This window comes from Bradyrhizobium sp. USDA 326 (genome assembly GCF_049739485.1).
GTDB lineage: Bacteria > Pseudomonadota > Alphaproteobacteria > Rhizobiales > Xanthobacteraceae > Bradyrhizobium.
In genome coordinates, this window is sequence record NZ_JBMGQA010000001.1 from 4,272,062 (window position 1) to 4,298,674 (window position 26,613).

Below are 26,613 nucleotides of genomic sequence, written 5' to 3' on the forward strand. Positions count from 1 at the left end.
GAGTGATGGTCGGGCAGAATCACCATGCTGGAGAATGAACCGGGCACGGGGACGGAAGGCGAGCTGAAGCGCTGGCTCGACGGTATCGGCCTCGGTCACTACACCGATCTCTTCGCGCAGCACCGTCTCGATCTCGACGTGATCGGGGACCTCACCGAATCCGACCTGGCCGAACTCGGATTGCCGCTCGGCGATCGCAAGCGGATCCAGCGGGCGATGGCGGCGCTGTTTCGAGCGGAAACGGCGGAGGCGCCAACCGAGGCGGTGCGTCCGCAAGCACGGGCGGACGTCGGAGCCGAACGGCGCCAGCTCACCACGATGTTCTGCGACATGGTGGATTCCACCTCGCTGTCCGCGCAGTTCGATCCCGAAGACGTCCGCGACATGATTGCGAGCTTCCGCGAAACCTGCGTCCGCGTGGTCAAGCATTATGAGGGCTTCGCCGCCCGTTTCGTCGGCGACGGTATCCTGGTCTATTTCGGCTATCCGACCGCACATGAGGATGATGCCGAGCGCGCGGTGCGCGCCGGGCTCGAGATCGTGCGCGTGCTGTCGATGGCGCACGCGGTCGAGCCGCGCGGTGCGCTCGGCCACTCACCCGCCGTCCGCATCGGAATCGCGACCGGCCTCGTCGTGGTCGGCGACCTCGTCGGACAGGGCACCGAAGAACGCGACTCCGCGGTCGGGGAGACCGTCAATCTCGCTGCGCGCCTGCAGGCCCTGGCGCCGCCAAACGGTGTGGTGATCTCCGCTTCGACGCAGTCATTGCTGAAGGGGAAGTTCGATTACCGCAATCTCGGCGTCCATGTCCTGAAGGGGATCTCCGAGAAGGCACAGGCCTGGCATGTGGTGCGCGCCTCGCGGATGGAGACCCGCTTCGCCGCCGCGATGGGCTCGCGGTTGACGCCGCTCGTCAACCGCGAGGAGGAGATCTCGCTGTTGATGGGGCGCTGGCAGCAGGCCAAGGACGGCGACGGCCAGGTCGTGGTCAAGTTCGGCGAGCCCGGCATCGGCAAGTCGCGCATCATCCAGGAAATCTTCGAGCGGATATCGGGCGACCGCCACGGACAAGTTTCGCTCCAGTGCTCGCCTTACTACACCTCCACGGCGTTCCATCCGTTCGTCGATCAGCTCAAATTCTCGCTCGGCCTCGATCGCGAGGATCCGTCCGCGCTGTCGCTGGCGGGCCTCGAGACCGCGATCGCCGCCGCTCATGGCGACATCGAGCAGGTCACTCCGCTGTTTGCCGCGCTGCTGTCGATACCGACCGGAGACCGCTATCCGCCGCTCGAACTGTCGCCGCAGCAGCAGAAGGATGCGACGGTTGTGGCGCTGGTCGACCATTTCCTCGGTCTTGCGCGCGAAATGCCGGTGGTGATCGCGTTCGAGGACCTGCACTGGATCGACCCGACGTCCCGGGAGGTGATCGACCTTCTGGTCGACCGCGTGCAGAATCGGCCGATCCTGGTCATCATCACCGCGCGCTCCGAATTCCAGCCGAGCTGGAGCGCGCATTCGCACATCACCACCGTGGTCCTGAACCGCCTGAGCCGGCAATTGCGCACGACGCTGGTCGAGCGCGTGGCAGGACGCGAGCTGCCCAAGGAGGTCGTCGAGGAGATCATCGTCAAGACCGACGGCGTGCCGCTGTTTCTGGAAGAGCTGACCAAGACAGTTCTCCAATCCGACCTCCTGACCGAGCGGCACGGGCGCTACGTGCTGTCCGGGCCATGGCGGCAGCTCGCAATCCCGGCAACCCTGACCGACTCTCTGATGGCGCGGCTCGACCGGATGGGACCGTTCAAGCGCATCGCGCAGATCGGCGCCACGGTAGGCCGCGAGTTCTCCTACGAGACGCTGCACGCCGTCGCCAACACGCCGGCCGAGCAGATCGTGGCGGCGCTCAATCATCTGGAGGACGCAGGGCTGATCATGCGCCGCGGCCACCCGCCGGACGCGCTCTACTCCTTCAAGCATGTGATGATCCAGAACGCCGCGCATGCGAGCCTGTTGCACAGCGAGCGGCGCAAGCTGCATTCCCGGATCGCCCAGGTGCTTTCCGAAATGTATCCGGAGAAGTCCGAGCGCGAGCCGGAGCTGCTCGCCTATCACCTGACCGAATCCGGCCAGAGCGAGGGCGCCGCCGGCTTCTGGCTCAAGGCCGGCAAGCAGGCGGCGAGGAACGGCGCCAATCTGGAGGCGATCGGCCATCTGCGCCGCGGCCTCGGCGTCGTGCACGCCAACGCGGGCATACCGGGGGCCGACGAGATGGAGCTCGAGCTGCGCATCGCGCTGGGCAACGCGCTGATTGCCGCCAAGGGCTATGCGGTGCAGGAAGTCGAGGAGAACTACATCCGCGCGCTGGAGCTCGGTCATCAGCTCGATGACGACGAAAAGGTCTTCGCAGCCACTCGCGGACTCTGGGTGTGCCACTTCATCCGCGCCGATCTCACCCGCGCGCACGATCTCAGCGTCGAGCTGTTGAAATTCGCCAAGCGGCAGCGGCTGAACGAGCGCTCGCGGCCGGCGCAGCAGACCGGGTATTTGATCGAGGCGCACCGTTCGATCGCGATGACCATGCTCTATCGCGGTCGCTTTGCCGCCTCGCAGCATCATCTGCACCGCTGCATCAATCTCTACAGCCCCGATTTGCACTCCGATCTGATGGTGCGGCACGGCACCGATCCCGGCGTCGTCTCGCTGTCCTATCTCGGTTATCTGCTCTGGTTTCTCGGACGGCCCGACGCGGCGCGCCAGCACAGCGAGCAGGCGATCGCCAATGCCGAGAAGATTCGCCATCCCTTCACGCTCGCCTTTGCGCTCGTGTTCGGCGCCTATCTCTGCCAGCATCTGCGCGACGTCGAGGGTACGCGCGACCACGCCAACCGCGCCATGATCATCGCCAGCGAGCACAATTTCCTGCACTGGAAGCAGCAGGCGACGATCCTGCGCGGCTGGGCGCTGACGCAGCTCGGCGAGACCGACGAGGGCCTCAGCCAGATGCGCTTGGGCCTCGACGAGTACGAGGCGATGGATTCCTGGCTCGCCGGCTGCTGGTTCCGCTGCCTGCTCGCGGAAGCCTATGCCAAGATTGGGATGCGGGATGCCGCCTCGCGCGCGCTGGACGGCGCGCTTGCAACCGCGCGGCGGACCGGTGATCATTCCTATCTCGCCGAGGTCTATCGCCTTCAAGGCGAGATTACCCTGTCGGATGGCCATCCGGCCTCGGTGCAGGAGGCCGAGGAGCTGTTCGCGCAGTCGCTTGCGACAGCGCGCAAGCAGGGTGCGCTGTCCTGGGAGCTTCGTACCGCCGTCAGCCTCGCGCGCTTGTTGCTCGAGGCCGGCAGGCGCGAGCACGCAAGTCTTCTGCTCGTGCCCGTCGTGGGCAAGTTCAGCGAAGGTCTTTGCACGCCGGACCTGACGCAGGCGATGCAGCTGGTGGCCGAGCTTGGGACCGACACGCCCGTGCGCGAACAGGCCGATCTGTGACATGCGCGATCTTGCCGCCGCGCGTGCGCGCTACGTGGAGAGGATTGCCAGGCGCGAGCGGATTCCTCGCCCCGCCTGCTCGAGGCGCTTGCCACTGTTCCGCGCGAGGATTTTCTGCCGAGGGGGCCCTGGCGCATCAAGAGCGAGGCGGCGCGCAGCTACCGGCTGACGCCCGACGCGGATCCGGTTCATCTCTACGACAATGTGCTGGTCGCGATCGACGTCCGCCGCAGGCTTGACACCGGCTTGCCGAGCCTGTGGGCGCATCTCATCGACGTGCTCGACGTCAGGGAGAAGGAGCGCGTCGTGCAGATCGGCTGCGGTCTTGGTTATTTCTCGGCGGTGCTGTCGGTGATCGTCGGCCCAAAGGGCGGCGTACATGCGGTCGAATGCGACGGGCGGCTCGCAGCCCGGGCGGCGAACCACTTGCGCCGATATCGCAACGTCACGGTCGTCAACGGCGACGGATGCAAGGACGTCGGCGAGCCCGCCGACGTCATCATCGTCCATGCCGGCTTCCCGCAGCCGCACCTGCTCTGGCTTCAGTCGCTCCGCCCCCGCGGCCGCCTCCTGGTGCCGCTGACGCAGCGGGATCGCGAAGGCGTCGCCCTCAGGATCGCGCGCAGGGGCAGGGGGTTCGAAGCTGAGGCGATCCAGCAGATCCGGATCTTCCCCGGCCATGGCCGCGGCACCACCGGCCTCGACGACCGCGTCGCCGACTGGTCGCAGCGAGCATCAGCGCTGGCACCCCTGCGCTTTCGTAGGCTGGAGCAGGGGCTGCCGGCGGATGGCTAATACTTCGTTTCATTTTACCTTGATTGCGATCGCAAGTTTCCAACGCCCCACATTGCCGCTATGAGTGCGGCCTGATTGCCATTCGAGCGCGCGCCATGCATTCCGTCGCCCTGCTGACTGCCAGCTACGCCAAGGATATCGAGCGCTTTTCGCTGCTCAGCGAGAGCATCGACACCTGGCTCTCGGGATATACGCGGCATTATGTTCTCGTTAACGATGAGGACGTTCCGCTGTTCGCGCGGTTCGCCTCCGACAAGAGGGTCATCGTTCCGGCCTCGCACTACCTGCCGAAATGGCTGTTCGCGGTGCCGCCGGCCCTCCAGTTCCTCAGCAGCCGGCGTGTCTGGCTCTCGCTGCTGTCGTCGCCCGTGCATGGCTGGCACATCCAGCAGATCCTGAAGATCGCAGGCGTTCTCAATGCGTCCGAGCAGCGCGTCTGCATCCTGGATTCGGACAATCTGTTCTTCCGCGAATTCGACGTCAGCCGATATGCCGGCGACGAGAAGGCGCCGCTCTACGTCACGCCCAAGGCGATCGGCGCCGACCACCCGGTGCATGGCGTGTGGCTCCGCACCGTGGATCAGCTTCTGGGGATCGAGCAGCGCTCATTCCCGGCGGACGATTATGTCGGCAACGCGCTGGTCTGGGACAAGGACACCGCGCGCGCGATGACCGACGCCATCAAGTCGGCGACGGGCTTGAGCTGGGCTCTGGCGTTGTGCCGGAAGAAGAAGTTCTCCGAATATCTGCTTTACGGGAACTTCGTCGCGAACTCGCCGGAACATCTGGCGAGGCATCGGGTCACTGAAGACAGCATCGCAGCCTCGCACTGGGACGACACGCCCCTCGACCGTCCGGCCATCGAAGCGATGATGCGGGCCGCTTCGCCCGAGCAGGTCGCGCTCTGCATCCAGTCCTATTCGTCGACCTCGGTCGACGACATTCGTGACGTGTTCCGCCTCTCTTCGCGCGACCGTCGCAGTCCGAGCCTTGCTCCCGATCACATCGGAGATGCGCCCGCGTTCGAAACGCCGAGGACACGCTGAGGACCAGCGCCTCAGGTGTCCCTCGTGAACTTGCCGATGACGTCCATGAACGGCTTCGGCTTGAACTCGCCGTCGAGCGGCAGCGGACGGTTCGGCTGCTTGTCCTTGCGGGAGAAGGTGCCGTTGATCCAGCTGTAACGGTCCGAGATGCCCCAGGTCAGGATCGAGCGCACCGGGCCGCTGGTCGAGATCGCCGTCAGCAGATCGTCGACGCGCTTGGCGACGATGGCGTCGCGCTCTGCCGGATTGCCCGCCAGCTTCTGGTCGTCGACGTCGAGCTCGGTGACCAGCACCTCTAGCCCCCAGGACCGCAGCTCGGCCACGAACGCGGCAAGCCCGTGCGTGTCGATCTCGAGCTCGGCGTGCAGATGCGATTGCAGCCCCACCGCGTGCAGCGGAACACCCTGATCGAGCAGGTCCATGATGAGGTTGCGGTAGGCTGCCCGCTTGGCGATGAACGAGTCTTTCGCCGACTCGATGTCATATTCGTTGATCGCGAGCTTGACCGAGGGGTCGGCGGCGGCCGCCGTGCGGAACGCCAATGGAATCCAGCCTTGACCCAGATGCTGTGTCCAGAACGTGTCGCGCCGGTCCTTCGGACTGCGGGGATTGTCCGGGATCGGCTCGTTGACGACATCCCACGACGTCAGCTTGTCCTTGTAGTAGGACACCACGGTGCCGATGTGGTCGCGATACGCGCGCTCGACGCCCTTGGTGGTCTTGATCTGCTTGGTCCAGTCCGGAATGTCGTGATACCAGGCGAGCGCGTGGCCGCGCATCGTCAGATCGTTGTCTCGCGCGAAATCCAGGATCGCGTCGGCGCGTTCGAAGGCAAACGTATGCGCGTCCGGCCGCAACATCGGCCATTTCAGCTCGAGCACCGGCACCACCTGGGTGCAATAGGTGCTGATGGCCTCGCCGAGCCTGGGATCGGCTTGCAGGTCCCAGAGCGTCGCCGCAGCGCCAAAGCCGGGACGGCGCTGGGCGCGTCTCGACGCCGGCACTGCGGACGCCGATGCGCCCGCCGCGAGGCTCGCGGCGCTGCCGAGGAGAAATTCGCGTCGGTCGATCCTGGTCACGCGTGACGCTGCATCGCTGCTTCGGCGATCTCGTAATAGTGAAGCGCGCCCTTCTCGAGCGTCAGGTGGTCCAGCACATAGTCGCGCGGCGCGAAGTCCCCCGCGCCGACGTGCGACCAGAAGCGGTCCCAGCCCGCGGCGAACCCGCTCGCATCGGTGAAGGTCATGCCACAGCGTCCGTCGAAATAGGGAACGGAGGACACGTCGCCTTCGAACCTCACCTTGTCCGGAAAATATTTCGGATCCTGCCACGGTCCGCCACGGTCCCAGGCAAAGACAGGAACGCCGCTCGACAGCGCCTGCTGGCAGGCGATGCCCTGGCTTTCGTGCTCGCAGAGGAAGACCATGCTGCGGCAACGCGCCAGCGCGGCCTTGTAATCGTCTTCCTTGTAGTGCCCGTAGCGGATCACCTCGACGGTACGGCCGCTTGCCGCGAGATGCCTGCGGATCGGCTCGATCAGCTCTCGCTCGTACCGTCCCTGATCCCAGCGGACCTTGTCGTAGAGCAGCACGTCGACGCTCTTCTGATCCGCCGGCGCGGGTGTCCACAGATCGGTCTCGATGCCGACGGGCCAGGCACCGACGTGGGGCCAGTGCGGACGGAACATGTCGGCATACCACGCGCACGGCACCAGCACGCGCCTCACATCGAGGTCCTTCAGGCTCTCCGGCGCATCGATCGGATGGTCATACATGGCGACGCCGAGCAGGAGCGGGTTCTTCCACTTGAACCAGTCGAGCACGAACGGCCGGCCGATGATGCAGGCCAGTTCCTCGGGGTGCTTCCGGATGTAGTGATAGTCGTTGACGCGGTAACGGATGCCGAGCCGGTCGAGGCCCGCGCACAGATTGAGCAGGACGCGCCGCTGTCCGCTGATGAAGGACTTGCCCAGCAGCAAACGCCGCAGCAGCGGCCGGAGATGACGGTCGCCGGGAAACCAGCGGTCGTCCCGTTCTTCGAAAAAGAGGTTGAGGACCATCCTGTCGCGGCCTCCTGCGCCGAAATCCGAAGGAACCGTAGGCACGTTGGTGCTGCGACGCGGCAGCGAGGCCGGTTTCACCCGGGTTGGTTCGGCAACGTCCATGTCGGTCACTTCAGGGCATCGGAGGAGTCGAGCGACGCTTCGCCATCATTGCTTCTTTTCCGTGATCACGCCGGCCGCTTCAAGGACAGGGCAAATTTAACGCTAACGCGCGATAACCGCCCGCGCGCTCCATTCGCGGTCCGATTTGCGGGCTTGTGCGGCTATCTTCGCCGATGCCAGCCGCACAATCCGATTGTCACACCAAAGTCCAACTGCCTTAACGTCTCGTTAATCCTGATGACCGCCAACGGTCCCGTGCTCGCATGCTGAACCGCCATTTCTCGATTTACCTGGTCGCCTACATCCTGCCTGCGGCGGTGGGCTTTTTCGCGGTCACCGCCTATACGCGGCTTCTGAGTCCGGCCGAGTACGGCCTCTATGTCGTCGGCATCAGCCTTGCGGGCATTCTGGGCGCGATCTTCTTCGCCTGGATCAAGCTGTCGGTGTCCCGCTATCAGGCGATGTCGGCGGAGGTCGATTTCCGCGGCACGGCGATGGTCGCCTTCGCCCTCACGGCCGCGGTGCTCTGCGCCACCACCCCGCTGGTTGTCCTGTTCCGCAGCGACGTCAGTGTCGAGCTGCTGCTCGCCAGCATGTTCGTCGCGATCATGGCGAACGCGGTCGATGTCGGCCAGGAGTTCGAGCGCGCCAAATTGCGCCCCTACCGCTTCGCGGCGATCTCGATCGTGCGCAGCGTCTCCAGCGTCGGCTTCGGTCTCCTTGCCATCTGGCTCGGCTGGGGCGGATTGGGGTTGCTCGCCGCGTTTGGTCTCGGGTCGCTCGCCGGCATCATCCTGAACCTCATCGGCGACCGCACCAGGATCGCGCGGTTCCAGCGCAGCCAGTTCATGCAGCTGGCGCGCTACGGCCTGCCGCTGACGCTGGCAGGGCTTTCCGTTGCCGTCTATTCGGCCTGCGACCGGCTCATTGTCGCCTATTTGCTCGGCAAGGACGCTGCCGGCATCTTCGGCGTTGCCGCCGATCTGCCACGCCAGTTCATGGTCATGATCGCATCCAGCGTTGCCGCGGCAACCGTGCCGCTGGTGTTCCGGTCGTTGGCCGAGAAGAACGGCGAGACGACGCGGGAGCGGCTGACCGAAAGCCTCGAGCTCCTGCTCGTCGTCGTTGCGCCCGTTGCGGTCTGGCTCGCGCTCGCCGCGGACCAGGTGGCCGGCACGCTCGTCGGCATCGACTTCCGCGCCGGCGTCTCGGCGTTGCTGCCGACGCTGGTGCTCGCCCGTTTCTTCGGTATCGCCAATCAGTTCTACGTGCAGATCAGCTTCCAGCTCGCCGAACGGCCCTTCATGCTGGCGGCGCAATCCTTTCTCACGCTGGTGATCAGCGTCGCCCTGATGTTCGCGCTGATCCCCGGCTACGGCCTTTACGGCGCGGCCCTGGCGACGCTGGCGACCGAGGCGATCGGCTTCCTCGTTGCCGCCGTCCTGATGCATCGGGCCTATCCGGTCCCGTTCGAGTTCAATCGTCTCGCCGGCGTTGCCGTCTCCGCAGCCGCGATGGCGGCCGCGATCCTGATTGCGCGATCGCAGGCGGGCGGCACCGGCTTCGTGTCGCTCGCCGTCGTCAGTCTCGCCGGCGGCCTCGCTTATGCAGTTGCGGCCTGGCTGCTGAATGTTGCGAACGTGCGAACGTTGTCGCTGCGTTTCCTGCGAACGTCGAACCGCAAGGCGCTCGGCGTTTAGCTCGAGCATGATCCGGAAAAGTGCGCAGCGGTTTTCCCTCGCGACAAACGCGCAACGCGTTTCCGCGGAGTTCATGCTCGAACAATAACCTGAAGGTGCGCAGCGGGCGGTGTCGGCCCATACGGCTGCACCAAAAGGTGACTTGGACATTCTGCCGCAGTGATCGATGCCAGCTTCGGGCCAGTCCCGGCCGAAGGCCGCCTTCCGCCTGCGCAAACCGTCGTATATGAGTGATTTATCGCCGGAACGTGCCGAATCTCGCCACAGACGGAACGTAAGGCGGCTGCGATTTCTTAATCCAATGATTCCAATCTGGCGCGTGATCGACACAGGCGGACTGGCAATTCGACCGAGGATGGCATGAAAAACCGACTGACGACGGCGCGTTCCATCGTGGCGATGCGGCGTTGGGGGCCTCCCGGAATTGTGGCGTTGGCGTCAATGGTCGCATTGGCGGCGACGCCCGCAACCGCCGCCAAGCAGCCGCGTCAGGCGGTCGAGGCCGTGGCGCCGCGTGTGGCCGGCGAGCCGATCATGGCGATCGTGTCGATCAAGAGCCAGCAGGTCACTTTCTACGATGCCGACGGCTGGATCATGCGCGCGCCGGTGTCGACCGGGACGACGGGCCGCGAGACGCCGGCGGGCGTGTTCGCCATCGTCGAGAAGGACAAGGACCACCGCTCGACCATGTATGACGATGCCTGGATGCCGAATATGCTGCGCATCACCTGGAACGGTATCGCGCTGCATGGCGGACCGCTGCCCGGCTATGCCGCCTCGCATGGCTGCGTGCGCATGCCGTTCGGCTTCGCCGAGAACCTGTTCGACAAGACGAATATCGGGATGCGCGTGATCATCTCGCCGCACGACGCGGCCCCGGCCGACTTCTCCCACCCCTCGCTGTTCGTGCCGAAGCCGGACGCCATCGCGGCCGCGCCTGGCCTTGCCGACAAGCTCTCCGCCGAGGCCGAGGAGGCCACGCGGGCCGCCGATGCGGCCAGGAAGGCTGCTTCTGCCGCCGCGAAGGAAGCTGCCTCGCTTCCCGCCGCGCTGCGCAAGCTGGAACAGCAGAAGGCCCGCGCCGATGCCGAGCTCGCCTTCGCCGACAAGACGCTCGCGAACGCCAGGACCGATCAGGCCCGCGCCAAGGCCGAGGAACTGAAGCAGAAGGCCGCGGCCAAGGCTGCCGACGCGGCGACGCAGCTCGATGCCGCCAGGGCCGACGCGCAGCCGAAGCGCGATGCAGTGGCCGCCACGAAGGAAGCCGCGAAGGCGGCCGCGACCCGGAAAGCCGACGCCGTGAAGGCGGCGACCGACGCGAAGCTCGCAGGCGAGCCGGTCTCGGTCTACATCAGCCGCGCGACGCAGAAGCTCTACGTGCGGCGGAACACGCACAAGCCGGCGCCCGATGGCGGCGGCGAGGTGTTCGACACCAGCATCGAGGTTCCCGTCACGATCCGCAATCCCGACCAGCCGCTGGGTACGCATGTCTTCACCGCGATGGCGAAGACCGATACAGGCCTGCGCTGGAACGTGGTCACGATCGAGAACAGCGACGAGGCGAGGAATGCGCTCGACCGCATCACCATCCCGCAGGACGTGTGGGATCGCATCGGGCCGACTGCGCTGCCGCGCTCGTCGATCATCGTCTCGGATGAGCCCCTCAGCAGCGAGACCAACTACCGCACCGAGTTCGTCGCCGTGCTGAGCAACGAGCCGCAGGGGGGTTTCATCACGCGCAAGCCGACCGCGCCTGCCATGATCGCGAGCGACGATGGCTGGGACAACGGCGGGAACGGCTTCTTCTTCTTCCAGCAGCGCGATCCCTACGTGCAGCCGGCCAATCCGCGCCGACGCAGCCAGTACCAGTACTATCAGCCGGCGCAGCCGATGCAGCGCGGCTTCTGGTAGGGATGCGCCGCGCGCATCGTCGCTGTGGACATCATCCGAGGTCGGCCACCGCCTGGCCCAGCCGCAGCTCAATGTCGGAACGGAGCTGGAGGCCGCGTTCGACCAGAGCCGCCGCACGCGCGCGGCTGGCTGGGTGAGATGCTGAGCTGAAGAAGGCCGACAGCGCCGCCGGAAAGACGCCGTCCGCAGGGAGCGTGACGTCGTTCATCAGGGCCTTGGCACCGACCAGCGCGTGCTTTTCGAACGAGGCGAGGCGGCGTGCGAACGCATCGACGAATGCCTCGATCTCACTGTCCGGCAGGGCTCTATTGACGTAGCCGTAGCGCTCGGCGAGGTCGGCTGAAAAATCGTCGGCGCCCAAGATCACCTCCAGCCCGCGCCCGCGTCCCATCAGGCCGGCCAGCCGCGCCATCGGATTTCCGCCGGGCACCGAGCCGAGCCCGACCTCGAACTGCCCCAGGATCGCGCGCTCGCGACTGGCGAAGCGCATATCGCAGGCGAGGACGAATTCGCTCCCCGCACCGCGTGCGCGGCCACGGATCTCGGCAATGGAGGCGACCGGCGCCCGCGACAGCCGCACGAGCACGTCGATCCACGGGTGCATTCCGGTCGGACCGGGCGGCATCGCCGCGACCTTGGTCTTGTCGGCAAGCACGTCCCAATGCGCGAGGAAGAAATCAGGGTCGGCACTCCGGAATACCACAACCTTCACATGCGCATCGGCTTCGAGCGCCGCAACCAGCGCCTGCAGTTCGCCGATCGTGTCCGGATCGATCAGGTTGATGGGCGGATTGTTGAATGTGGCGGTCCAGAATCCTGGCAGCGACTTCTCGATCGTGATCTGCCGGCTCACTGCTGTCTCCATGTGATGTTGCGAGGGATGTTCGGTCGCATTCGGGCTTGTTGCCCGCGTCGGTGCGCAGGCATTTCCGCGCGAATGCCGCCCGATCCGGTTCAACCGTCCCGGGCTTTCGTCGGATCAAGATCACACGGCAGCGGTGATCGCCCGGTTTGACGACAGCGCCGCGACGACCTCGTCCGTCGTCACGATCGCGCTGGCGTAGTTGGGCATGTTGATGTCGAGCGCTGCGTGCATCATCTCTTCGGAGTAATCGGCAACCGCATCCCTGACGACCGTGACGTCGTAGCCGAGTTCGGCAGCAAAGCGGACCGTCGCTTCGATGCAGGTGTGCGCGACCAGTCCGATGACGATGAGCCGCTGGATGCCGTGCCGCTTCAGCTGGAGATCCAGATCGGTGTTGGCGAAGCCACTGGAGCACCAATGCTCGCTGGCGACGATCTCGCCGGGTGCGGGCACGAACTCGGCGCGGAACTCGCCGCCCCAGGTGCCGAATTCGAAGCTCCTGTTCCTCCACGCTCTCCGCTGGATCGGCGCAATGTACTTCCAGGATGCATAATCGCCTTCGCGGTAGCGATGGTGCATGGCGTAGACGACGCGAAGCTTCGCGTCGCGCGCGGCCTGCAGGACCTGTTGCATGTGTGGAACGCAATTGTTCGATTCGGCGATGGCCTTGATCCGCGGCCAGATCTTGCCGCCTTCCGAAATGAAGTCGTTGTAGGGATCGACCACCAGGAGCGCCGTGACGGTCTTGTCGTAGGATAGGTCGGTCATGGGACTCTCCGTCGTCAGGCGTTCGCCAGGGCCGCGCGCTCGATGCTTGCAGCGAACAATGGCGCTTCGCCCTGATTGTGAGCGATCGAGGCGGGCTGGCGCTGGGCGCGAAACAGGTCGAACGGAATGCCCTGCTTGCCGATGAACGACATGAACTCGTCCGTCGCGTACGACCTGACGCGATTGGTGAACTCGCACTTGCCGGGCTCGATCTCCTTCACGCTCAACTCCCAGGTCACGTGAATGGTGGTGTGTCCATTGGGCGTGAACACGTCGGAGGTGGAATCGAGGATCAGATGGTCCTTCTCGCCCAGCGTCTCGACATAGTGTTGCACCATGAGGCTGCCGCCGATGATCTCGACATTGATGGACATCCGCTTGCCGTCCGGCGCCGTCGTGAAGCCCGCGGCGATGTGCGCGGGCGAGCAACCCTGATATTCGCGTTCCGGCAGGTTGAAGCACCATTCGGGGAGGTCGATCTGGTCGATCGGTGCGTTGATGATGGCGGTGAAACTTGAATCAACGATCTGGTTATCGGTCATCTCCGGAACTCCTCATGGGTTGCAGGCTCGAGGCTTCGCGGCTCCGTGTCCCAACGCTGCCCAATGTGCTCGCAGGGGTGGCTGGCCGCTCGTCCTGCGACCAAACTGGCGCGGGCCGCCGGAAATTGCTCGTTATGGGTTGTTATAGGTCGTTAGCCTCCGAGGAGCCGTGGAAAGCGCGCGGAAAACGCGCAGACCGTCGCCCGGCGCCGATCGGACCGGCCGGTGTTAGGGACTGCGAGATTCTGTTATGGCGGTGATCGGGAGGCCGCAGCTCTGCGCCTGCCGGCCCGATGCATGCGCGCGCCGTTGGTCTTGAAGGCGAAGCCGGTGGCGCAGTGGATTACGCTCCGCGCAACTACCCGCGTGCCTCGATCACGATAGCCTGGATCTTGCCCTCGACCGGGCCGGGCCCATGGCGCGTCCGGATCGCCTCGGCAACGATATCGGTCGCCGCCTGAAGCTTGCCGGCATCCCTTGCCTCGATCTCGCTGCGCAGCGGCGTGCCCTGGCAGAGCGCAATGGCGGCGTATTCGGCCGACGGCGCGCGGCTGATTTCAGGTCGGGTTTCGATCAATATGTCACGGAAGCCCGCCCGTTCGAGGTCGCTTCTGATGACGGACTTGTCGCAATAGCCGTGCGGCGTCCGCACCATGAAACGAGGTGGATCGTCTGGAAACAGCTCTTCGAGCGCGACCGTTGCTTCCTGCGCGAGCACATTGTCCTCGATGCGATCCCAGACGTTGAAGACGAACGTGCCGTCGCCCTTCAGCACTCGCTTCACCTCTCCGTACGCCCTGATCCGGTCCGGAAAGAACATCGCGCCGAACTGGCAGCAGACCACGTCGAACTCGGCATCGGCGAAGGGCAGGTCCATTCCGTCCGCCTGGCGCCAGGTGATGCGATCATCACCCGCCTGCCGCTGTGCGGCGACCGCGAGCATCGGTTCGTTCAGATCGGTCGCAACGTAGCGGATGCCGCGCGGCAGCGCCGCTGCCACGGCGCGCGTCACCGCCCCGGTGCCGGCCGCGATCTCCAGCAGCGCGGAGGGTGAGAGCGCCGCGACGCGTCTTGCGATGTCCTCGGCGTAGACGGCGAAGATCATCGGAACGAGATATTCGTCGTAGAGTCTGGGGATCGAGCCGGCGAAGACCTTGTCAGTGTCGGGCATGCTTGCCTCCCTGAAGGTTCGGATACGGCTTCAGGTTAGCATGGTTTGGCCTCGGTCCTTACGTCGTCTTCGCGAGGCGGTCGAGAACGTCCGCGTGGCGGAGGCGACCTTAGCAGCCGCGAGAAAACACTTCAGTGACCAGGAGATCGTCGATCGTCGCGCTCGGCTTCTACATGATGATGGCGCGCCTGACCGAGGCGACCGAGACCGATCTCGATCCCGCGGCCGGCATGAAGGTCTATGACGGCGGCAGGAGGCCGGGTGGCTGAGATGGCGGAGACCGATAGCAAGCCGGACCGTTACATTCGTCCGCCGAGCGCGGAATCGCTGGGCAACCCCCGGGTACGGAACGCCTGAAAAGGGGCGTCGCATCCTCATCGTCGGCGGCGGCCAGCGCACTTGCATTGCAAAGTGAGCCTCGAAGGATGAGCTACGGGCGCTTGCAGCCTATCCTTCGAGGCGCGCAAGAGCGCGCACCTCAGGATGACGGCGTGCTTGTGGATAGACAAGATCGTGTGCCTATCGCTCCGGCGAACGCGCGCGACAGATCAGATGATCGAGCGAAATGTGCCCCGGCCCGTAGGCCATGATGCCGAGCGCCATAGCGGCCCAGGTGAGGTGGATCGGCCAGCCGTCTGGCACCGTGAGCTCCACGATCAGCGTCATGAACAGCAGTCCCAGCGCTGCGAACCGCGTGCCCAGTCCCAGCACCAGCAGGACCGGGAACATGATCTCGCCCGAACCCGACAGGAAGGCCATCACCGTCGGCGCCGGAAAGTGGTAAGGCCCACCCGGCAGATGCAGCATGAACTCGTCACTGAACAGCGTCACGGCGGTGTCGTTGAGCCTGAGGAAGCCGTCCCATTTGAGGAGGCCCGAGCGCCAGAACGGCACGGCCAGCGCGATACGCAGCACGAGCTGCACCAGCGAAGGGACGGCAATCATTTGGACCAGATGATTGGCCCTCTCGACGAGCAGTCCTGGCGAGAGCGGGCCGCTGTCGGTGCTCATGTGCTGGTCCGTGATCATCATTGGTCTCCGCAAGCGAGCGAGGTGAAGGCGCCGGCCTCGATCAGTCCGGCGATGTTCGCGGCGATGTCGAATTCGCTTGAGGCTTCCAGCGCCGACGCCGCGGCCTCGCCGAGCGGCCGCCCCGAGATCAGGCAGTCTGCGAACACTGCACCGCCCGGCGGGAGGCGGCGCACGGCGACGTCGCATTCGGGGCGCGTGATCAGGGCATCCTCCGGCGTGGAGGCATCGATGCGCGTGACCGGTGCATCGTCGCGGTTGGCGGCAAAGATCGTCACGGCCGCGTATTGCGAGTGCAGGCATCGCGCCGCCGGATGTGGAACGAACACCAGATCGGCCAATCGATCGGGCGTCACCGCCGACAGCCGGGCCGGCGACAGCGGAAGAGCGTCGGCAGCGTGATAGGCATCGAGCCAGGCGCGTTCGATGCGGGCGACGTCGGGGAGCCAGGGCATGGCCAGCGCATGCTCATACCGCGCGATGAACTCCGGGAAATCGCGGCCGTACTCGAACAGCAGCGGCGATGCCGGTGGGTTGCTCCGGACGTGGGAACGCGCCATGGCGCGGAAGAAGTCGGCGCCGGTGATGCGCTGGACTGCCGGATAGATTGCGGCCAGCGCGTCGATCAGGCTGACGGTGACGTTGTTGCGGTAGACGTCGTAGCGTCGGCCGGCGGCCTTGCCGTTCGGGCCGGTCAGGCCGTCGGGCGTGCTGCGCGCCGGATCCAGCAGCGCCGGCGCGAACGAAGCGGTGAAGGACAGGCCGGGTTCAGGCGGCACGACGGTCTCCTGCGGGCGCGGCGGACTGATGACGGTCGAGGATCGCCTGGGCCGCGAAGGCTTCCGCCTGCAGCACTGGCCAGTCCGGTATCTTGCTGTCCCATTCGATCAGCGTCGGCACCGCGCCGCGGCGCCGGATCACGATCTCGTAGAGCGTCCAGACAGCGTCGGCGACCGGGCCATCGTGGCTATCGATCAACAGCAGGTCACCTTCTTCATCGGCCTGCTCGGCATGGCCCGCGAGATGAATTTCCCCGACGCGCGACAGCGGGAAGTCCGCGAGGTATTCCAACGCCGAGAATCCCTGGTTGGTGGCGGAGACGAACACATTGTTGACGTCGAGCAGCAGGCCGCAACCGGTGCGCTCTGCGACGGCGCGAATGAACTCGGTCTCGCTCATCGAGGATTCGCGAAACGCGACATAGGTCGAGGGGTTTTCCAGCAGCAGCGGACGGCGGATCGCCTCCTGCACCTGGTCGATGTGATCGCAAACGCAAGCGAGCGTCGCTCCGGTATAGGGCAGGGGCAGAAGATCGTTGAAGAAGCTGGTCTCATGCGTCGACCAGGCGAGATGCTCGGAGACCAGCGCCGGCTGATAGCGTGCGACCAGGCCGCGGAAGCGCGCCAGATGCGCCTTGTCGAGCGGCTTGGGCCCGCCGATCGACATGCACACGCCATGCAGCGAGAGCGGGTGGTCGCGGCGGATCTCCTCCAGCGCACGATGCGGCGGGCCGCCGGCGCCCATGTAGTTCTCGGCGTGGACCTCGAAGAAGCCGCGCCGAGGTCCCGCCTCGAGGATATCAGGGAGATGCTCCGGCTTGAAGCTCGTCCCGGCGACGCCGCCGATGGGCATCGCGAAGCGGAGCGGCACGGCCGCAGATCCGGTCGACTTGATCTCCGTGCTCATCGTGCTGCTCCGTTCGTGCTTGCTGGCGATGCCCCGCCGGCCGTTACACCGGCTTCAGCGAACCCTTCTTGCCGTTCGGCAGCTCGATGCTGGTGCAGGTGCCGCCCTGCACGAATTTCCAGGCGTTGCCCTGGAAGTCGACGGTCGAGGTGCCCTGGCAGGTCGTGCCCGGACCTGCCGCGCAATCGTTCTGGCCCTTCAGTGCGACGCCGAAGCACTTTTCCTTCTTGGCGGCGACGGCCGCATCGCCCTCTGCCTTGGTCAGTGGCCCGGCGGCGGCAAGGGTCGCAAGCGCGGTCGACATCGCGCCGGCGAGGACGAGGGAGGTGACAGCATGTTTGGCAGACATCGAATTCTCCTGTTCGAGATGGCATCGCCTGACAGGCGGCTGCGCATGATCTCTTTCGCTCCGCTCGCCACCCGCGTTACCGGCAGGCTGCTCACGAATCCGTGAGACCGATTGGATCGGGCGCACGGGCGGTGCGCTCGAGCGGCGATTAGCGGGCAAGCGGCGGCGCGAAGCCAATGCCCAGATTCTATCGAGATGGTAGCCAGCGGGCATTGGCTGCGCGCGCTCGCTCCTGCCAGAGGTAACGAACGGGCATCGGCGGCGTAAGAATGTCAGTGACTCGCAACGAGGCGCGAAAGCAGCGATGAATGTCGATCCCGAACGACGGCTTCGCGCGATCGCAGGGCTGACGGTCAGCATCCGCCTTGCGGTCTCCGCGCTGGTCCTGGCGGCAATCCTGCTGACGGCCGCCCTCTGCAGCCTGTTGTGGTGGCGCACGGCGGAAGCGACCAGCCGGCAGCTCGCCTCCACCATCAACGAGCAGATCGTGGCGGCGGTGCGCAAGGAGGTGTCGGCCATCGTCGACGAGGCGCGCGCCGCCCACACCGCCATCCGCACGCTGTTCCTCCAGAACGTGCTCGATACCCGCGAGGCCGACAAGCGCGAGTTCGTCTTTCTCTCGCAATTGCAGTCGCAGGCGACGATTTCCTGGGTCGCGTTCGGCTGGCCCGACGGCTCCTTCTTCGCCGCGCACAAGCTCGGCGATCGCCGGCTGGAGATGATGGAGATCTCGCTGACCGACCATGCCGGCCAGCGCCGCGTCGATGAATATGACGTGGTGCCCGGCGACATCGAGTTCGCCAACCGCCGGTTCGAGCCGACCGGATTCCGCGTCGCCGACCAGGCCTGGTTCAAGGCCGGGCTGACCGCGGATGATCCGCAATGGTTCAGGGTGCTGGACCATGCGACCGGCGTGCGGCCGTCGATCGCCTTTGCAGGACCGATCGACGTCTATCAGGAGCGGCAAGGCGTACTGGCCGTCGTCATCGAATACACCAGGCTCGCGCGATTCCTGTCGCAGCTCGAGGTCGGGCGCACGGGGACCGCCTTCATCGTCGATGGCAGCGGCGAGCTCGTCGCCGCGCCGGACAAGGATGCCGACGAGCTTCATCCGGCGCGTGGCGACACGGCGCTGCTGCCGCTCGCGCGCCTGGCGCTTCACAAGGCGGGCGAGGCCGGTGGCAGGGAGGCCTGGCGGAGCCGGCTCACGTCGGGCGGCGCTGCCTATGAAGTCGCGCTGACGCCGCTGCCGTTTCCCGGCTGGTCGCTCGCGACCGTGATCCCCGAGGCCGAATTTCTCGGGCCGGTCGAGACGACGCTGCGGCGTCTGATCCTCGGCCTTGCCGTCGGCGCCGTGCTCGCGGCGCTGGCCTCGGCGGTGCTGGCGCGCTCAGTCATCGCCGCGCCGCTGTCACGCGTTGCCGGCGAGCTGCGCCATGTCGAGGCCTTCGCGCTGGAGCAGGTCCGCCGCCATCCGTCGCGGCTCAGGGAAATCGCGAGCCTGTCGGGCGCGATTGCAGAGATGGCGGCCGGATTGTCCGCCTTCCGCAAGTTCATCCCGGCGGACCTCGTCCGCGGCTTGCTGCGCCAGGGCGTCGAGGCGAGGCCCGGCGGCAGCGTCCAGGAGCTCAGCGTGATGTTCATCGACATCGCCGGCTTTACGGGGTTGTCCGAGCGGCTGGGCGATCGCGTGGTGCCGCTGCTGTCGCGCTATCTCGATATCACCTCGGAGATCATCGTCGCCAATGGCGGGACCATCGACAAGTTCATCGGGGACGCCGTGATGGCGTTCTGGGGCGCGCCGCAGCCGCAAGACGATCACGCCGCGCGATGCTGTCGCGCGGCGCTCGCCTGCCGGAGGGCGATCGAAGAATCGGGTCTCGTCGACGATCTCGGGCAGCCGCTCCAGATCCGTATCGGCATCAATTCGGGCCGCATGCTGGTCGGCAATATCGGCTCGGAGCTGCGGCTGAACTACACCGTGATCGGCGATGCCGTGAACGTCGCCAGCCGGCTCGAAGGCGCCAACAAATCCTATGGCACGCAGATACTGATCGGCGCGAGGGCCGAACGTCTGGCGCGCGGTGCCGTCATCACGCGCGAGATCGACAGCATCGCGGTCTACGGACGCGAGGAGGGGATCTCCGTCCACGAGCTGATCGGGATCGCGGGCGAAACGGCCGCTGGCGACACGATCGGCTGGATCGCGGATTACGAGCGCGGTCTCTCCGCCTATCGTGCGCGGCGGTTCGCCGACGCGCTCGCCGACTTCGAGATGGTGTTGAAACAGCGCGGCTGCGATCGTCCGGCAGAGCTGATGCGTGACCGTTGCCGGCAGTTCGCCGCGACGTCGCCTGATAACGCCTGGCGACCGGTGGCAGCATTGGCGTCGAAATAGCGGCGTACACCCAATTCGGGCTCCAGTGGCTGCCGTGAAAACCGGTGGCAAAGCCGGTCCATCCCGCGCATGATGTGGACATGAAAACCACGCTGCTCAAACCTGACGACTACACCCGCTCACCCTGGAAGAACGGCGGCGGCATCTTCACCGACATTGCGGACGCTCATCGGGACGATGCGGCGCAGAAGAGCTGGGACAGCCTGCTGTGGCGCTTTGCCTCGACGCCGATCGCGGCGCCCGGTCCCTTCTCCTACATGCCCGGTATCGACCGCTTGCAGATGGTCGTCGATGGGCGCGGGCTCGTGCTGAAGTCGCCCACGCAGGAATTCGACGAACGTGAACCTTTCACGACCGTGCGCTTCACCGGCGAGCTCGAGATCGTCACCGAGCTCGAGGCCGGTCCGGTCGAGGTCGTGAACCTGATGGCGCGGCGCGGTGCGGCGGAGATTGATCTCCTCGCGCTCAGGGAGCCCGGCGAGCGGCCGCTCGCGGTGGGCACCCATCTCGTCTACGCCGCGCGCGGCGAATGCCGCATCCGTCTCGACGGCGAGAATTTTACGGTTCCCAGCCAAGGCACGTTGAAGGTCGAGCTGACGGAGCCGGCGATGCTTGCGCTCGTTTCGGGCGTCGCCGTGCTGGGATCGATCCGGCTGCTCGCTTAGGCCGCCGCTGCGGCGCTCGACCGCTGCCCATGCAATTGGTCAGGTTGACGCCGCCCGCCCGGGGCGTGATATCTGCTTCGGTAGCACACCGCAGCTCGAGGGGCAGGATATGAACGCGCCAGACAACCATGCCCCCACGCCTGCCGACGGTGTCATCGACTGGCTGACCAACGGCACGCGCGACGAGCGCTTCATCGACGACATCTTCGCGCAGATGTGCATCCGCCTGCAGCAGGACGGCATTCCCGTGAAGCGTGCGACGCTCCACGTGTTGATCAATCACCCGCAATGGCTGGGGGCCCGCATGATGTGGTCCGACGGGAGCCGCGAGGCCGAGATTGCGCTGGTCGACTATGAAGTTCGCGAGCGGCCTGAATATATCGGCAGCGCCGCCCACGAGATCCATGACGGCGCCACCGAACTGCGGGAGAGGCTCGAGCAGGATCCCTCGCTCGGCCGCAAGCACGCCCTCTATGACGAGATGCGCGCCAGGGGCCTCACCGATTATGTCGCCTGGCCGCTCTACCATACGCTCGGCAAGCGCCACATCGTCACCTTCGCGACCGACCGGCCCGGCGGCTTCGACGATGCGCATATCGCGGGTCTGAAGAAGCTGCTGCCGGTGCTGGCGCTGGTCAGCGAGATCCGTATCAAGAACCGGCTGGCACGGACGCTGCTGGAGACCTATGTCGGCTCCCATGCCGGCGAGCTCATCCTTGCCGGCGCCACGAGGCGCGGCACCGGCACGACGGTCCGCGCCGCGATCATGATCTGCGACCTCAGGGATTTCACCAAGATTTCCGACAACTGGCCGCGCGACGACGTCATCGACCTGCTCAACGACTATTTCGACGCGATGTCGGAGCCGATTGCGCGACACGGCGGCGAGATCCTGAAATTCATCGGCGACGGACTGCTCGCGATCTTCCCGCTCAGCGCGCCCGACGCCTGCGCGAACCTGCTGCATGCCGTGGCCGAGGCCCGGCAGGCCATGGCTGCGCTGAACGAGCGGAACAGCGGCACCGGCCGCGCGCCGCTGAACTACGGCATCGGCGTCCATGTCGGCGACGTCATGTACGGCAATATCGGATCGACCAGCCGGCTCGACTTCACCGTGATCGGCCCGGCCGTCAACATGGCCTCCCGCCTCGAGGCGCTGACCAAGACGATCGGCAAGAAGGTGCTGCTGTCGCGTGCCTTCGCCGAACTGGTGGAGAAAGAGTTCGCGCTGGAGCATGTCGGCCGGCACGAGGTGCGCGGCTTCAACGAGCCGATCGATCTGTTTGCGTATCCGGAGTGAGGGCGCGAGCTTCCGCCCCTATTTGCGGTTCGTTCCCATCGTGCCGGCCCCCGGTGCCTTCATCTGGCCGCCCTGGCTTTGCCTGGTGTCATTGTCCCCGGGGCGCTCCGTCTTTGATTTCGCCGGTGCGCTCGAGCCGCCGCTGTTGGCGTCCGATGACGTGTTGAGGCTCGATGCGCCCGCGCCCGTCGTGCCGCCTGTTCCGGTTGCATCGATGCTCGATCCGGTTCTGGAGGCACCCGCGCCGCCTTGGGCGAACGCGGAAGGTTGAGACGCGAGAGCTGCAATGAGCCCTGCCAGAACAAGCGCTTTCATGTTCGCTCCTTTCGCTCGCGATCAGGCGGCCCCGGCCGTCCGGGGGCGGTTCGTGCCGGGGCCGCCATTGCCGGATCATGTCGGATCTGGCGCGGGCCAATGCGCGGGAACGCCTGGTCGTTCCAAATCCTGCGGGGCGCGGCGGGCTGCCGCTACGCCGACCAGCGATCCTGCTCTTCCTGGTGCGCGTGCTCGTTCAGCCGGTCGGCGATCTCATCGGCAATCTGCTCCGATTCGGCCTCGGCGACGTGCTCGCCCTTGTGGGTCTTCAGCTTGTCCTTGTCGGCTACGATCGGGAAGTCGTCGGGCTTCAGTTCGCTATCCTTGCCCATGGCGCGCCTCACTGTGTTCCAGGTGAGGAGAACACGCGTGACGGCCAATCGTTGCTACGAAGATGAAGTCCCGATCGACGCAGCAAGGTCAGGCGCCGCCAATGGCCCGAATGACGGTGCCGCTCCCGCCGCAGGTCGCGCAAGGCGCGCCGTCGATACGCCCCTTGCCGTGGCACTCGGGACAGATGTCTTCGCCGGTGCCCATGGTTCCGGGCGGGGCTTCATCGCCGGGATTGAGCGTGGGCTGTGTTCCCGTCCTTGCGACTTTCGCGTCGGAAGCCTTCGTCTTGGTCATCTGCACCTCCTCGAAAGGACCGCAACGCGCCTTGCCGCAGGAAGTGCCATTCGGGGCGCGCGGCACCAAGGTCCGCGCCCCCCGGATCAATCGTTCATGGCCGTGATATGCGAGCGCCAGGAAACGGGAACCGCGCTGCCTGTTCCGCCTATTTCTCGACCGCCCCGGACCAATCCTTGAACCCGCCGACGTTGTAGACCTTGTCGTAGCCCATATCCTTCAGCACCTTCCCGGCCAGCGCCGATCTGCCGCCGGACGCGCAATAGAGGATGACGGTCTTGGTCTTGTCGAACGCCTTGTCGTGATAGGGCGACTCCGGATCGGCGCGAAACTCCAGCATCCCGCGCGAGACGTTCACGGCCCCGGCGATCTTGCCACTGGCGGCGACTTCCGGCGCATCGCGAACGTCGACGACCAGCGTGTTGCCGCTTCTGATCATCTCGGCCGCCTGCTCCGACGTGATCTTCGGGACCGCCGCGTTGGCAGCTTCCAGCATTTGCTTGACACTCGTTGCCATGGGTTCTCTCTGGGTTCTCTCTCCCGCCGCCCCGCGGGAGGATAGCACATCGCTTTTGACTGCGCCTCCTCCGGTCGATGGACGCCGTGCAAGCGGGCGTTTGCCGGCCCCCTCATGTGCCGGGCCGGGCGTCGTGCGGATGCGCAATTGAGGACGCCTTGGTGAAAGAGATCGCCGCGCAGCTCTCGTAAGCTGGCTTCGTTGGCGGCCTAAAGCATGATCCGGAAAAGTGCACAGCGGTTTTCCGAAAAGATCATGCTTAAACAATCACCTAAAGCGCGATGATGATCCTGATCGCATTGCGCTTTAGACGACGAGTGCCGCCCGCGTCATCGGGAGGCGAGGCAAGCCCCGGTGCAACAGAAGAGGTGATCGGCGACATCAGGCGCGACAACGAGAGGAGACGTCAATGCCAACCTGCTCCGCAAATCTTCATGGCCAAACCGGACGCTGTGCCGTCTGCGACGGCCGATTCGGTCTTGTCAGGTATTACGCGTGGCGCAACTCGCTCTGCTCGAAGAAGTGCGTCGAACGTCTCGCGACCCGCCGCCGGGACGACCGCGACTGGTTCGGCCGTGTCCCTATCGCCATCGACGTTTCTCCAGAGAACCGCGCGAGGATGCTATGACCCTGCAGATGTCACGACGAGGCAAGCAATACATGGAAACGGCGCAGAGCCTGCTGCGCGCTGCGATGAGCATGACCGACGAGGTGGTCGCGACCCGGCTGAAGCTGCTGGCCGATGACTATCAGCGGCGCGCCGAAAAGGCCTCCAGCGTCGACGCCGCCAAACCGGCGACGCGCCCGGCGGCCAGGCCCGAATACGATTGGCCGCAGGAGCTCGTGTGAGATGATCAGGATCATCGCCGTGCTCTGCAGCCTGTCATCTCCGACGGACTGTCATGAACAGATCGTCACGACCGCGGACTTCGCCGACGTCACGATGCAGTCCTGCCTGATCGGCGCGCCGCAGCTCGCCGAATGGATGGCGCAGCATCCGGCCGAACGTCTGGCCGGGTGGCGCTGCACGATCGGCCAACAGGGCGGCGGCAGAGGAATTTAGATTGCCCGCTGGCGGGCGCAGTGCAGGGCAATCGCAAATGGCATCTCGTTCAGGCGGAGGCCAGGCGCATCGGTGCCCGTTGAAACTGCTGCCGCGCACTCCATCCTCATCCTGAGGCCCGCCAACGGCGTGCGTCTCGAAGCATGGCCATAAGGGACCTCGCTTCCACATGCGATTGCTCTGCAGGCGGAGGGCGGGACGGGAGTCCGGTTGCCAACGCCGGGTTGTGCGACTAGCTTTTGCGAAAGCGACGCAAACGGTCCTTGGCCGCACGTTCATGCCGAAATTCCTTCGCATCGGTGTCCATCAGTCCAACGTCTCCGGGTACACGTCGAAGGCGTGGTGCGTCAGGCGCGTTGGCTCGGCGGTCTTCCTGAAGTGGGGCGCGGTGGAGGTGCATGGCGCCGGTGCCGGCCGCAAGGTCTACTGGTCGCGTCTGCCGCAGGAGAAGACGGTTCGTTGCGGCACCGCGCAGCGCGCGCAGGACTACACCAAGGCCGCGATCGCGCGGCGCCGCAATCATCGCTACGAGCCGCTGACCGGCCCCATCGCCAACCGGCGTCCTTCGGCCGCGCGCGGCACCGAGCTCAAGCAGGCGCTCGCCACCATCCTGATCGTCGACATCGTCGGCTCCACCGCGAAGGCCGCCAAGCTCGGCGATGCGCGCTGGACCAAGGTGATGGGCCACTATTACGCCGCCGTTCGCAAGGAGCTGAAGACGTGCGGCGGCAAGGAGGTCGTGACCACCGGCGACGGCGTGCTCGCGACCTTCAAGAAGCCCGCCGCCGGCATCGCCTGCGCGACCGCGATCCAGAAGGCCATGCGCACGCTCGGCCTCGAGATCCGGGTCGGCCTGCACGCCGGCGAATACACCATCAGCGGCGGCGAAATGGTCGGCCTCGCCTTCCACATCGGCACCCGCGTCGCCGCAAAGGCGCGCGCGGGCGAGGTGCTGGTGTCGAGCGCGGTGAAGGAGCTGATGACGGCGCAGTCCGCGATCAGCCTGAGGGATCACGGCGTGCACCGGCTCAAGGGCGTGCCGGAAAGGTGGAGGCTGTGGCGGGTGGAGGGGTGAGGGCGAGGCGCGTCCGTTCACGGGATGTGCCGGATGCGGGCCCGCTTCCGGCCGAAACCGATCCCGCCCAGGCCGGCTGCGCTCGGCCAGCTCGCGTCCCGCGTTTTTCTGCACAAGCCATGTCGGAACCCAGGCCGGCCGTTCGTCTTGAATCCGAGCCGCCTCGAACCGGAGTTCTGCGTACATGGCCCCGCGCGCCAACTGGAAAGGCTTCCTGAGACTGTCCCTCGTCACCTGTCCCGTGGCGCTCTATCCGGCCACGTCCGAGAGCGAGAAGATCTCGTTCAACCAGCTCAACCGGCAGACCGGCCACCGCATCAAATACGTGAAAGTCGATGCGGACACCGGCGACGAGGTGCCGAACGAGGACATCGTCAAGGGCTATGAGCTCGAGAAGGGCCAATACATCGAGGTGTCCAAGGAGGAGCTCGAGGAGATCGCGCTGGAGTCCACGCGCACCATCGAGATCGACGAGTTCGTCGCCCGGTCGGACATCGACCCCCGCTATCTGATCCGCCCCTATTACATCCGGCCCGACGGCAAGGTCGGCCATGACGCCTTCGCGGTGATCCGCGAGACCATCCGCGAGATGGACAAGGTCGCGATCGGGCGGGTGGTGCTGACCAACCGCGAGCACATCATCGCGCTGGAGCCGATGGACAAGGGCCTCGTCGGTACCCTCCTGCGCTATCCCTACGAGGTGCGCAGCGAGCAGGACTATTTCGACGACATCCAGGATGTGAAAGTCACCAAGGACATGCTCGATCTCGCCAGGCACATCGTCAACCAGAAGGCTGGACGATTCGCTCCCGAGAAGTTCGAGGACCATTACGAGACCGCGCTGATCGAGCTGATCAACGAAAAGCGCGCCGGCAAGGTCATCCGGCCGAAGGAGCGGCCGAAGGGCGAGAACGTCGTCGACCTCATGGAAGCGCTGCGGCGCAGCGTCGGGAAGGAAGCCGGGAAGCAGGCCGCGCCTGCGAAGGCGGTCAAGCCGGCGAAGAAGCCGAGGAAGGCGGCGGCCGGCCAGAAGGAGATGCTGATGCCGATCGCAGGCAAGAAGGCGGCCGCCAAGGAGACGTCCGCGAAGAAGCAGGCCTCAGCGGCGCGGCGGAAATCGGCATGAAGCATCCGGTGA

General features: G+C 65.8%; 25 protein-coding genes and 2 pseudogenes. 13 read left to right on the forward strand and 14 right to left on the reverse strand.

Features of this window, described 5'->3' with window-relative positions; genetic code table 11:
- Positions 1-24 precede the first annotated feature (24 nt).
- The 3 genes and pseudogenes from ABIG06_RS20135 to ABIG06_RS20145 all read left to right on the forward strand — a co-directional run bounded on the left by ABIG06_RS20135 (position 25) and on the right by ABIG06_RS20145 (position 5,330).
- The gene (locus ABIG06_RS20135) at positions 25-3,489 is read left to right on the forward strand and encodes an ATP-binding protein (RefSeq protein WP_370138336.1); all 3,465 of its coding nucleotides are present in this window, start codon (positions 25-27) and stop codon (positions 3,487-3,489) included.
- Position 3,490: 1 nt separating this feature from the next.
- Positions 3,491-4,284 (forward strand): annotated as a pseudogene (locus ABIG06_RS20140) (protein-L-isoaspartate O-methyltransferase family protein).
- 95 nt (positions 4,285-4,379) lie between these two features.
- Positions 4,380-5,330 carry a DUF6492 family protein gene (locus tag ABIG06_RS20145; RefSeq protein WP_370138337.1) on the forward strand — a complete coding sequence of 317 codons (951 nt, stop codon included), beginning with the start codon at positions 4,380-4,382 and terminating at the stop codon, positions 5,328-5,330.
- Between the two features lie 11 nt (positions 5,331-5,341).
- Here the strand turns inward: ABIG06_RS20145 and ABIG06_RS20150 are convergent, their stop codons facing one another.
- On the reverse strand, positions 5,342-6,409 hold the full coding sequence (locus tag ABIG06_RS20150) for an endo-1,4-beta-xylanase (RefSeq protein WP_370138338.1): 1,068 nt from the start codon (positions 6,407-6,409) through the stop codon (positions 5,342-5,344).
- Complete coding sequence (locus ABIG06_RS20155) at positions 6,406-7,494, reverse strand: glycosyltransferase (RefSeq protein ID WP_370138339.1); 1,089 nt, start codon at positions 7,492-7,494, stop codon at positions 6,406-6,408. Before ABIG06_RS20155 ends, ABIG06_RS20150 begins: the two co-directional genes overlap by 4 nt.
- Before the next feature lie 263 nt (positions 7,495-7,757).
- Between ABIG06_RS20155 and ABIG06_RS20160 the strand changes: the two genes are divergently transcribed.
- Together ABIG06_RS20160 and ABIG06_RS20165 are read left to right on the forward strand one after the other, a co-directional pair.
- Positions 7,758-9,194, forward strand: coding sequence for a lipopolysaccharide biosynthesis protein (locus tag ABIG06_RS20160; protein WP_370138341.1), 1,437 nt, complete (start codon positions 7,758-7,760; stop codon positions 9,192-9,194).
- Between the two features lie 360 nt (positions 9,195-9,554).
- Complete coding sequence (locus ABIG06_RS20165) at positions 9,555-11,105, forward strand: L,D-transpeptidase (RefSeq protein ID WP_370138342.1); 1,551 nt, start codon at positions 9,555-9,557, stop codon at positions 11,103-11,105.
- Positions 11,106-11,136: 31 nt separating this feature from the next.
- On the opposite strand, the gene ABIG06_RS20170 is transcribed toward ABIG06_RS20165, so the two are convergent.
- From ABIG06_RS20170 to ABIG06_RS20185, 4 genes are all read right to left on the reverse strand, one after another.
- Positions 11,137-11,958 (reverse strand): enoyl-CoA hydratase/isomerase family protein, encoded by an 822-nt coding sequence (locus ABIG06_RS20170; RefSeq protein ID WP_370138343.1) that lies wholly within the window; start codon positions 11,956-11,958, stop codon positions 11,137-11,139.
- Positions 11,959-12,090: 132 nt separating this feature from the next.
- Entirely contained in the window at positions 12,091-12,738 is a 648-nt protein-coding gene (locus tag ABIG06_RS20175; RefSeq protein ID WP_370138345.1) for an isochorismatase family cysteine hydrolase, read from the reverse strand.
- 14 nt (positions 12,739-12,752) lie between these two features.
- On the reverse strand, positions 12,753-13,280 hold the full coding sequence (locus ABIG06_RS20180; RefSeq protein WP_370138347.1) for a hypothetical protein: 528 nt from the start codon (positions 13,278-13,280) through the stop codon (positions 12,753-12,755).
- 358 nt (positions 13,281-13,638) lie between these two features.
- The gene (locus tag ABIG06_RS20185; RefSeq protein ID WP_124161084.1) at positions 13,639-14,451 is read right to left on the reverse strand and encodes a class I SAM-dependent methyltransferase; all 813 of its coding nucleotides are present in this window, start codon (positions 14,449-14,451) and stop codon (positions 13,639-13,641) included.
- Between the two features lie 70 nt (positions 14,452-14,521).
- On the opposite strand from ABIG06_RS20185, the pseudogene ABIG06_RS20190 reads away from it, so the two are divergent.
- A pseudogene (locus ABIG06_RS20190) lies at positions 14,522-14,720 on the forward strand (carboxymuconolactone decarboxylase family protein); the annotation flags it as partial.
- Positions 14,721-14,970: 250 nt separating this feature from the next.
- Here the strand turns inward: ABIG06_RS20190 and ABIG06_RS20195 are convergent.
- The 4 genes from ABIG06_RS20195 to ABIG06_RS20210 are packed head-to-tail and all read right to left on the reverse strand — an operon-like array spanning position 14,971 to position 17,515.
- Positions 14,971-15,480, reverse strand: a complete 510-nt coding sequence (locus ABIG06_RS20195; RefSeq protein WP_370138348.1) for a DoxX family protein — start codon at positions 15,478-15,480, stop codon at positions 14,971-14,973.
- Complete coding sequence (locus tag ABIG06_RS20200) at positions 15,480-16,259, reverse strand: DNA-binding domain-containing protein (RefSeq protein ID WP_370138349.1); 780 nt, start codon at positions 16,257-16,259, stop codon at positions 15,480-15,482. Before ABIG06_RS20200 ends, ABIG06_RS20195 begins: the two co-directional genes overlap by 1 nt.
- Positions 16,249-17,166, reverse strand: a complete 918-nt coding sequence (locus ABIG06_RS20205; RefSeq protein ID WP_370138350.1) for a DUF692 domain-containing protein — start codon at positions 17,164-17,166, stop codon at positions 16,249-16,251. The genes ABIG06_RS20200 and ABIG06_RS20205 overlap by 11 nt, the downstream gene beginning before the upstream one ends.
- A 43-nt stretch (positions 17,167-17,209) precedes the next feature.
- Entirely contained in the window at positions 17,210-17,515 is a 306-nt protein-coding gene (locus tag ABIG06_RS20210; protein WP_061879360.1) for a DUF2282 domain-containing protein, read from the reverse strand.
- 304 nt (positions 17,516-17,819) lie between these two features.
- On the opposite strand from ABIG06_RS20210, the gene ABIG06_RS20215 reads away from it, so the two are divergent.
- The 3 genes from ABIG06_RS20215 to ABIG06_RS20225 all read left to right on the forward strand — a co-directional run bounded on the left by ABIG06_RS20215 (position 17,820) and on the right by ABIG06_RS20225 (position 21,878).
- Positions 17,820-19,913: an adenylate/guanylate cyclase domain-containing protein gene (locus ABIG06_RS20215; protein WP_370138351.1), complete on the forward strand. Its 2,094-nt coding sequence runs from the start codon at positions 17,820-17,822 to the stop codon at positions 19,911-19,913.
- Between the two features lie 80 nt (positions 19,914-19,993).
- Positions 19,994-20,578 (forward strand): HutD/Ves family protein, encoded by a 585-nt coding sequence (locus ABIG06_RS20220; protein WP_370138352.1) that lies wholly within the window; start codon positions 19,994-19,996, stop codon positions 20,576-20,578.
- 109 nt (positions 20,579-20,687) lie between these two features.
- Positions 20,688-21,878: an adenylate/guanylate cyclase domain-containing protein gene (locus ABIG06_RS20225; RefSeq protein WP_124161090.1), complete on the forward strand. Its 1,191-nt coding sequence runs from the start codon at positions 20,688-20,690 to the stop codon at positions 21,876-21,878.
- A gap of 18 nt (positions 21,879-21,896) precedes the next feature.
- On the opposite strand, the gene ABIG06_RS20230 is transcribed toward ABIG06_RS20225, so the two are convergent.
- The 4 genes from ABIG06_RS20230 to ABIG06_RS20245 form a co-directional block, all read right to left on the reverse strand.
- Positions 21,897-22,193, reverse strand: a complete 297-nt coding sequence (locus ABIG06_RS20230; protein WP_370138353.1) for a hypothetical protein — start codon at positions 22,191-22,193, stop codon at positions 21,897-21,899.
- A gap of 152 nt (positions 22,194-22,345) precedes the next feature.
- Positions 22,346-22,525, reverse strand: coding sequence for a hypothetical protein (locus tag ABIG06_RS20235; RefSeq protein WP_124161092.1), 180 nt, complete (start codon positions 22,523-22,525; stop codon positions 22,346-22,348).
- A gap of 88 nt (positions 22,526-22,613) precedes the next feature.
- The gene (locus ABIG06_RS20240; RefSeq protein ID WP_124161093.1) at positions 22,614-22,820 is read right to left on the reverse strand and encodes a hypothetical protein; all 207 of its coding nucleotides are present in this window, start codon (positions 22,818-22,820) and stop codon (positions 22,614-22,616) included.
- 148 nt (positions 22,821-22,968) lie between these two features.
- On the reverse strand, positions 22,969-23,337 hold the full coding sequence (locus ABIG06_RS20245; protein WP_124161094.1) for a rhodanese-like domain-containing protein: 369 nt from the start codon (positions 23,335-23,337) through the stop codon (positions 22,969-22,971).
- Positions 23,338-23,961: 624 nt separating this feature from the next.
- Here ABIG06_RS20245 and ABIG06_RS20250 point away from each other — a divergent pair.
- From ABIG06_RS20250 to ABIG06_RS20265, 4 genes are all read left to right on the forward strand, one after another.
- Entirely contained in the window at positions 23,962-24,186 is a 225-nt protein-coding gene (locus ABIG06_RS20250; protein WP_124161096.1) for a hypothetical protein, read from the forward strand.
- A gap of 1 nt (position 24,187) precedes the next feature.
- Positions 24,188-24,400, forward strand: a complete 213-nt coding sequence (locus ABIG06_RS20255) for a hypothetical protein (protein WP_370138355.1) — start codon at positions 24,188-24,190, stop codon at positions 24,398-24,400.
- Between the two features lie 277 nt (positions 24,401-24,677).
- Positions 24,678-25,475: an adenylate/guanylate cyclase domain-containing protein gene (locus ABIG06_RS20260; protein WP_124161098.1), complete on the forward strand. Its 798-nt coding sequence runs from the start codon at positions 24,678-24,680 to the stop codon at positions 25,473-25,475.
- 184 nt (positions 25,476-25,659) lie between these two features.
- The gene (locus ABIG06_RS20265; RefSeq protein ID WP_370138356.1) at positions 25,660-26,601 is read left to right on the forward strand and encodes a Ku protein; all 942 of its coding nucleotides are present in this window, start codon (positions 25,660-25,662) and stop codon (positions 26,599-26,601) included.
- Positions 26,602-26,613: the final 12 nt, after the last annotated feature.

Excerpts from the sequence above, each read along its gene's own strand:
- ABIG06_RS20245 (WP_124161094.1), bottom strand. The coding sequence starts at position 23,337 with ATGGCAACGAGTGTCAAGCAAATGCTGGAAGCTGCCAACGCGGCGGTC.
- ABIG06_RS20265 (WP_370138356.1), top strand. The coding sequence starts at position 25,660 with ATGGCCCCGCGCGCCAACTGGAAAGGCTTCCTGAGACTGTCCCTCGTC.
- ABIG06_RS20230 (WP_370138353.1), bottom strand. The coding sequence starts at position 22,193 with ATGAAAGCGCTTGTTCTGGCAGGGCTCATTGCAGCTCTCGCGTCTCAA.
- ABIG06_RS20165 (WP_370138342.1), top strand. The coding sequence starts at position 9,555 with ATGAAAAACCGACTGACGACGGCGCGTTCCATCGTGGCGATGCGGCGT.
- ABIG06_RS20195 (WP_370138348.1), bottom strand. The coding sequence starts at position 15,480 with ATGATCACGGACCAGCACATGAGCACCGACAGCGGCCCGCTCTCGCCA.
- ABIG06_RS20210 (WP_061879360.1), bottom strand. The coding sequence starts at position 17,515 with ATGTCTGCCAAACATGCTGTCACCTCCCTCGTCCTCGCCGGCGCGATG.
- ABIG06_RS20160 (WP_370138341.1), top strand. The coding sequence starts at position 7,758 with ATGCTGAACCGCCATTTCTCGATTTACCTGGTCGCCTACATCCTGCCT.
- ABIG06_RS20220 (WP_370138352.1), top strand. The coding sequence starts at position 19,994 with ATGAAAACCACGCTGCTCAAACCTGACGACTACACCCGCTCACCCTGG.
- ABIG06_RS20235 (WP_124161092.1), bottom strand. The coding sequence starts at position 22,525 with ATGGGCAAGGATAGCGAACTGAAGCCCGACGACTTCCCGATCGTAGCC.
- ABIG06_RS20225 (WP_124161090.1), top strand. The coding sequence starts at position 20,688 with ATGAACGCGCCAGACAACCATGCCCCCACGCCTGCCGACGGTGTCATC.
- ABIG06_RS20155 (WP_370138339.1), bottom strand. The coding sequence starts at position 7,494 with ATGGACGTTGCCGAACCAACCCGGGTGAAACCGGCCTCGCTGCCGCGT.
- ABIG06_RS20135 (WP_370138336.1), top strand. The coding sequence starts at position 25 with ATGCTGGAGAATGAACCGGGCACGGGGACGGAAGGCGAGCTGAAGCGC.
- ABIG06_RS20185 (WP_124161084.1), bottom strand. The coding sequence starts at position 14,451 with ATGCCCGACACTGACAAGGTCTTCGCCGGCTCGATCCCCAGACTCTAC.
- ABIG06_RS20250 (WP_124161096.1), top strand. The coding sequence starts at position 23,962 with ATGACCCTGCAGATGTCACGACGAGGCAAGCAATACATGGAAACGGCG.
- ABIG06_RS20180 (WP_370138347.1), bottom strand. The coding sequence starts at position 13,280 with ATGACCGATAACCAGATCGTTGATTCAAGTTTCACCGCCATCATCAAC.
- ABIG06_RS20145 (WP_370138337.1), top strand. The coding sequence starts at position 4,380 with ATGCATTCCGTCGCCCTGCTGACTGCCAGCTACGCCAAGGATATCGAG.
- ABIG06_RS20240 (WP_124161093.1), bottom strand. The coding sequence starts at position 22,820 with ATGACCAAGACGAAGGCTTCCGACGCGAAAGTCGCAAGGACGGGAACA.
- ABIG06_RS20260 (WP_124161098.1), top strand. The coding sequence starts at position 24,678 with ATGCCGAAATTCCTTCGCATCGGTGTCCATCAGTCCAACGTCTCCGGG.
- ABIG06_RS20215 (WP_370138351.1), top strand. The coding sequence starts at position 17,820 with ATGAATGTCGATCCCGAACGACGGCTTCGCGCGATCGCAGGGCTGACG.
- ABIG06_RS20205 (WP_370138350.1), bottom strand. The coding sequence starts at position 17,166 with ATGAGCACGGAGATCAAGTCGACCGGATCTGCGGCCGTGCCGCTCCGC.
- ABIG06_RS20175 (WP_370138345.1), bottom strand. The coding sequence starts at position 12,738 with ATGACCGACCTATCCTACGACAAGACCGTCACGGCGCTCCTGGTGGTC.
- ABIG06_RS20255 (WP_370138355.1), top strand. The coding sequence starts at position 24,188 with ATGATCAGGATCATCGCCGTGCTCTGCAGCCTGTCATCTCCGACGGAC.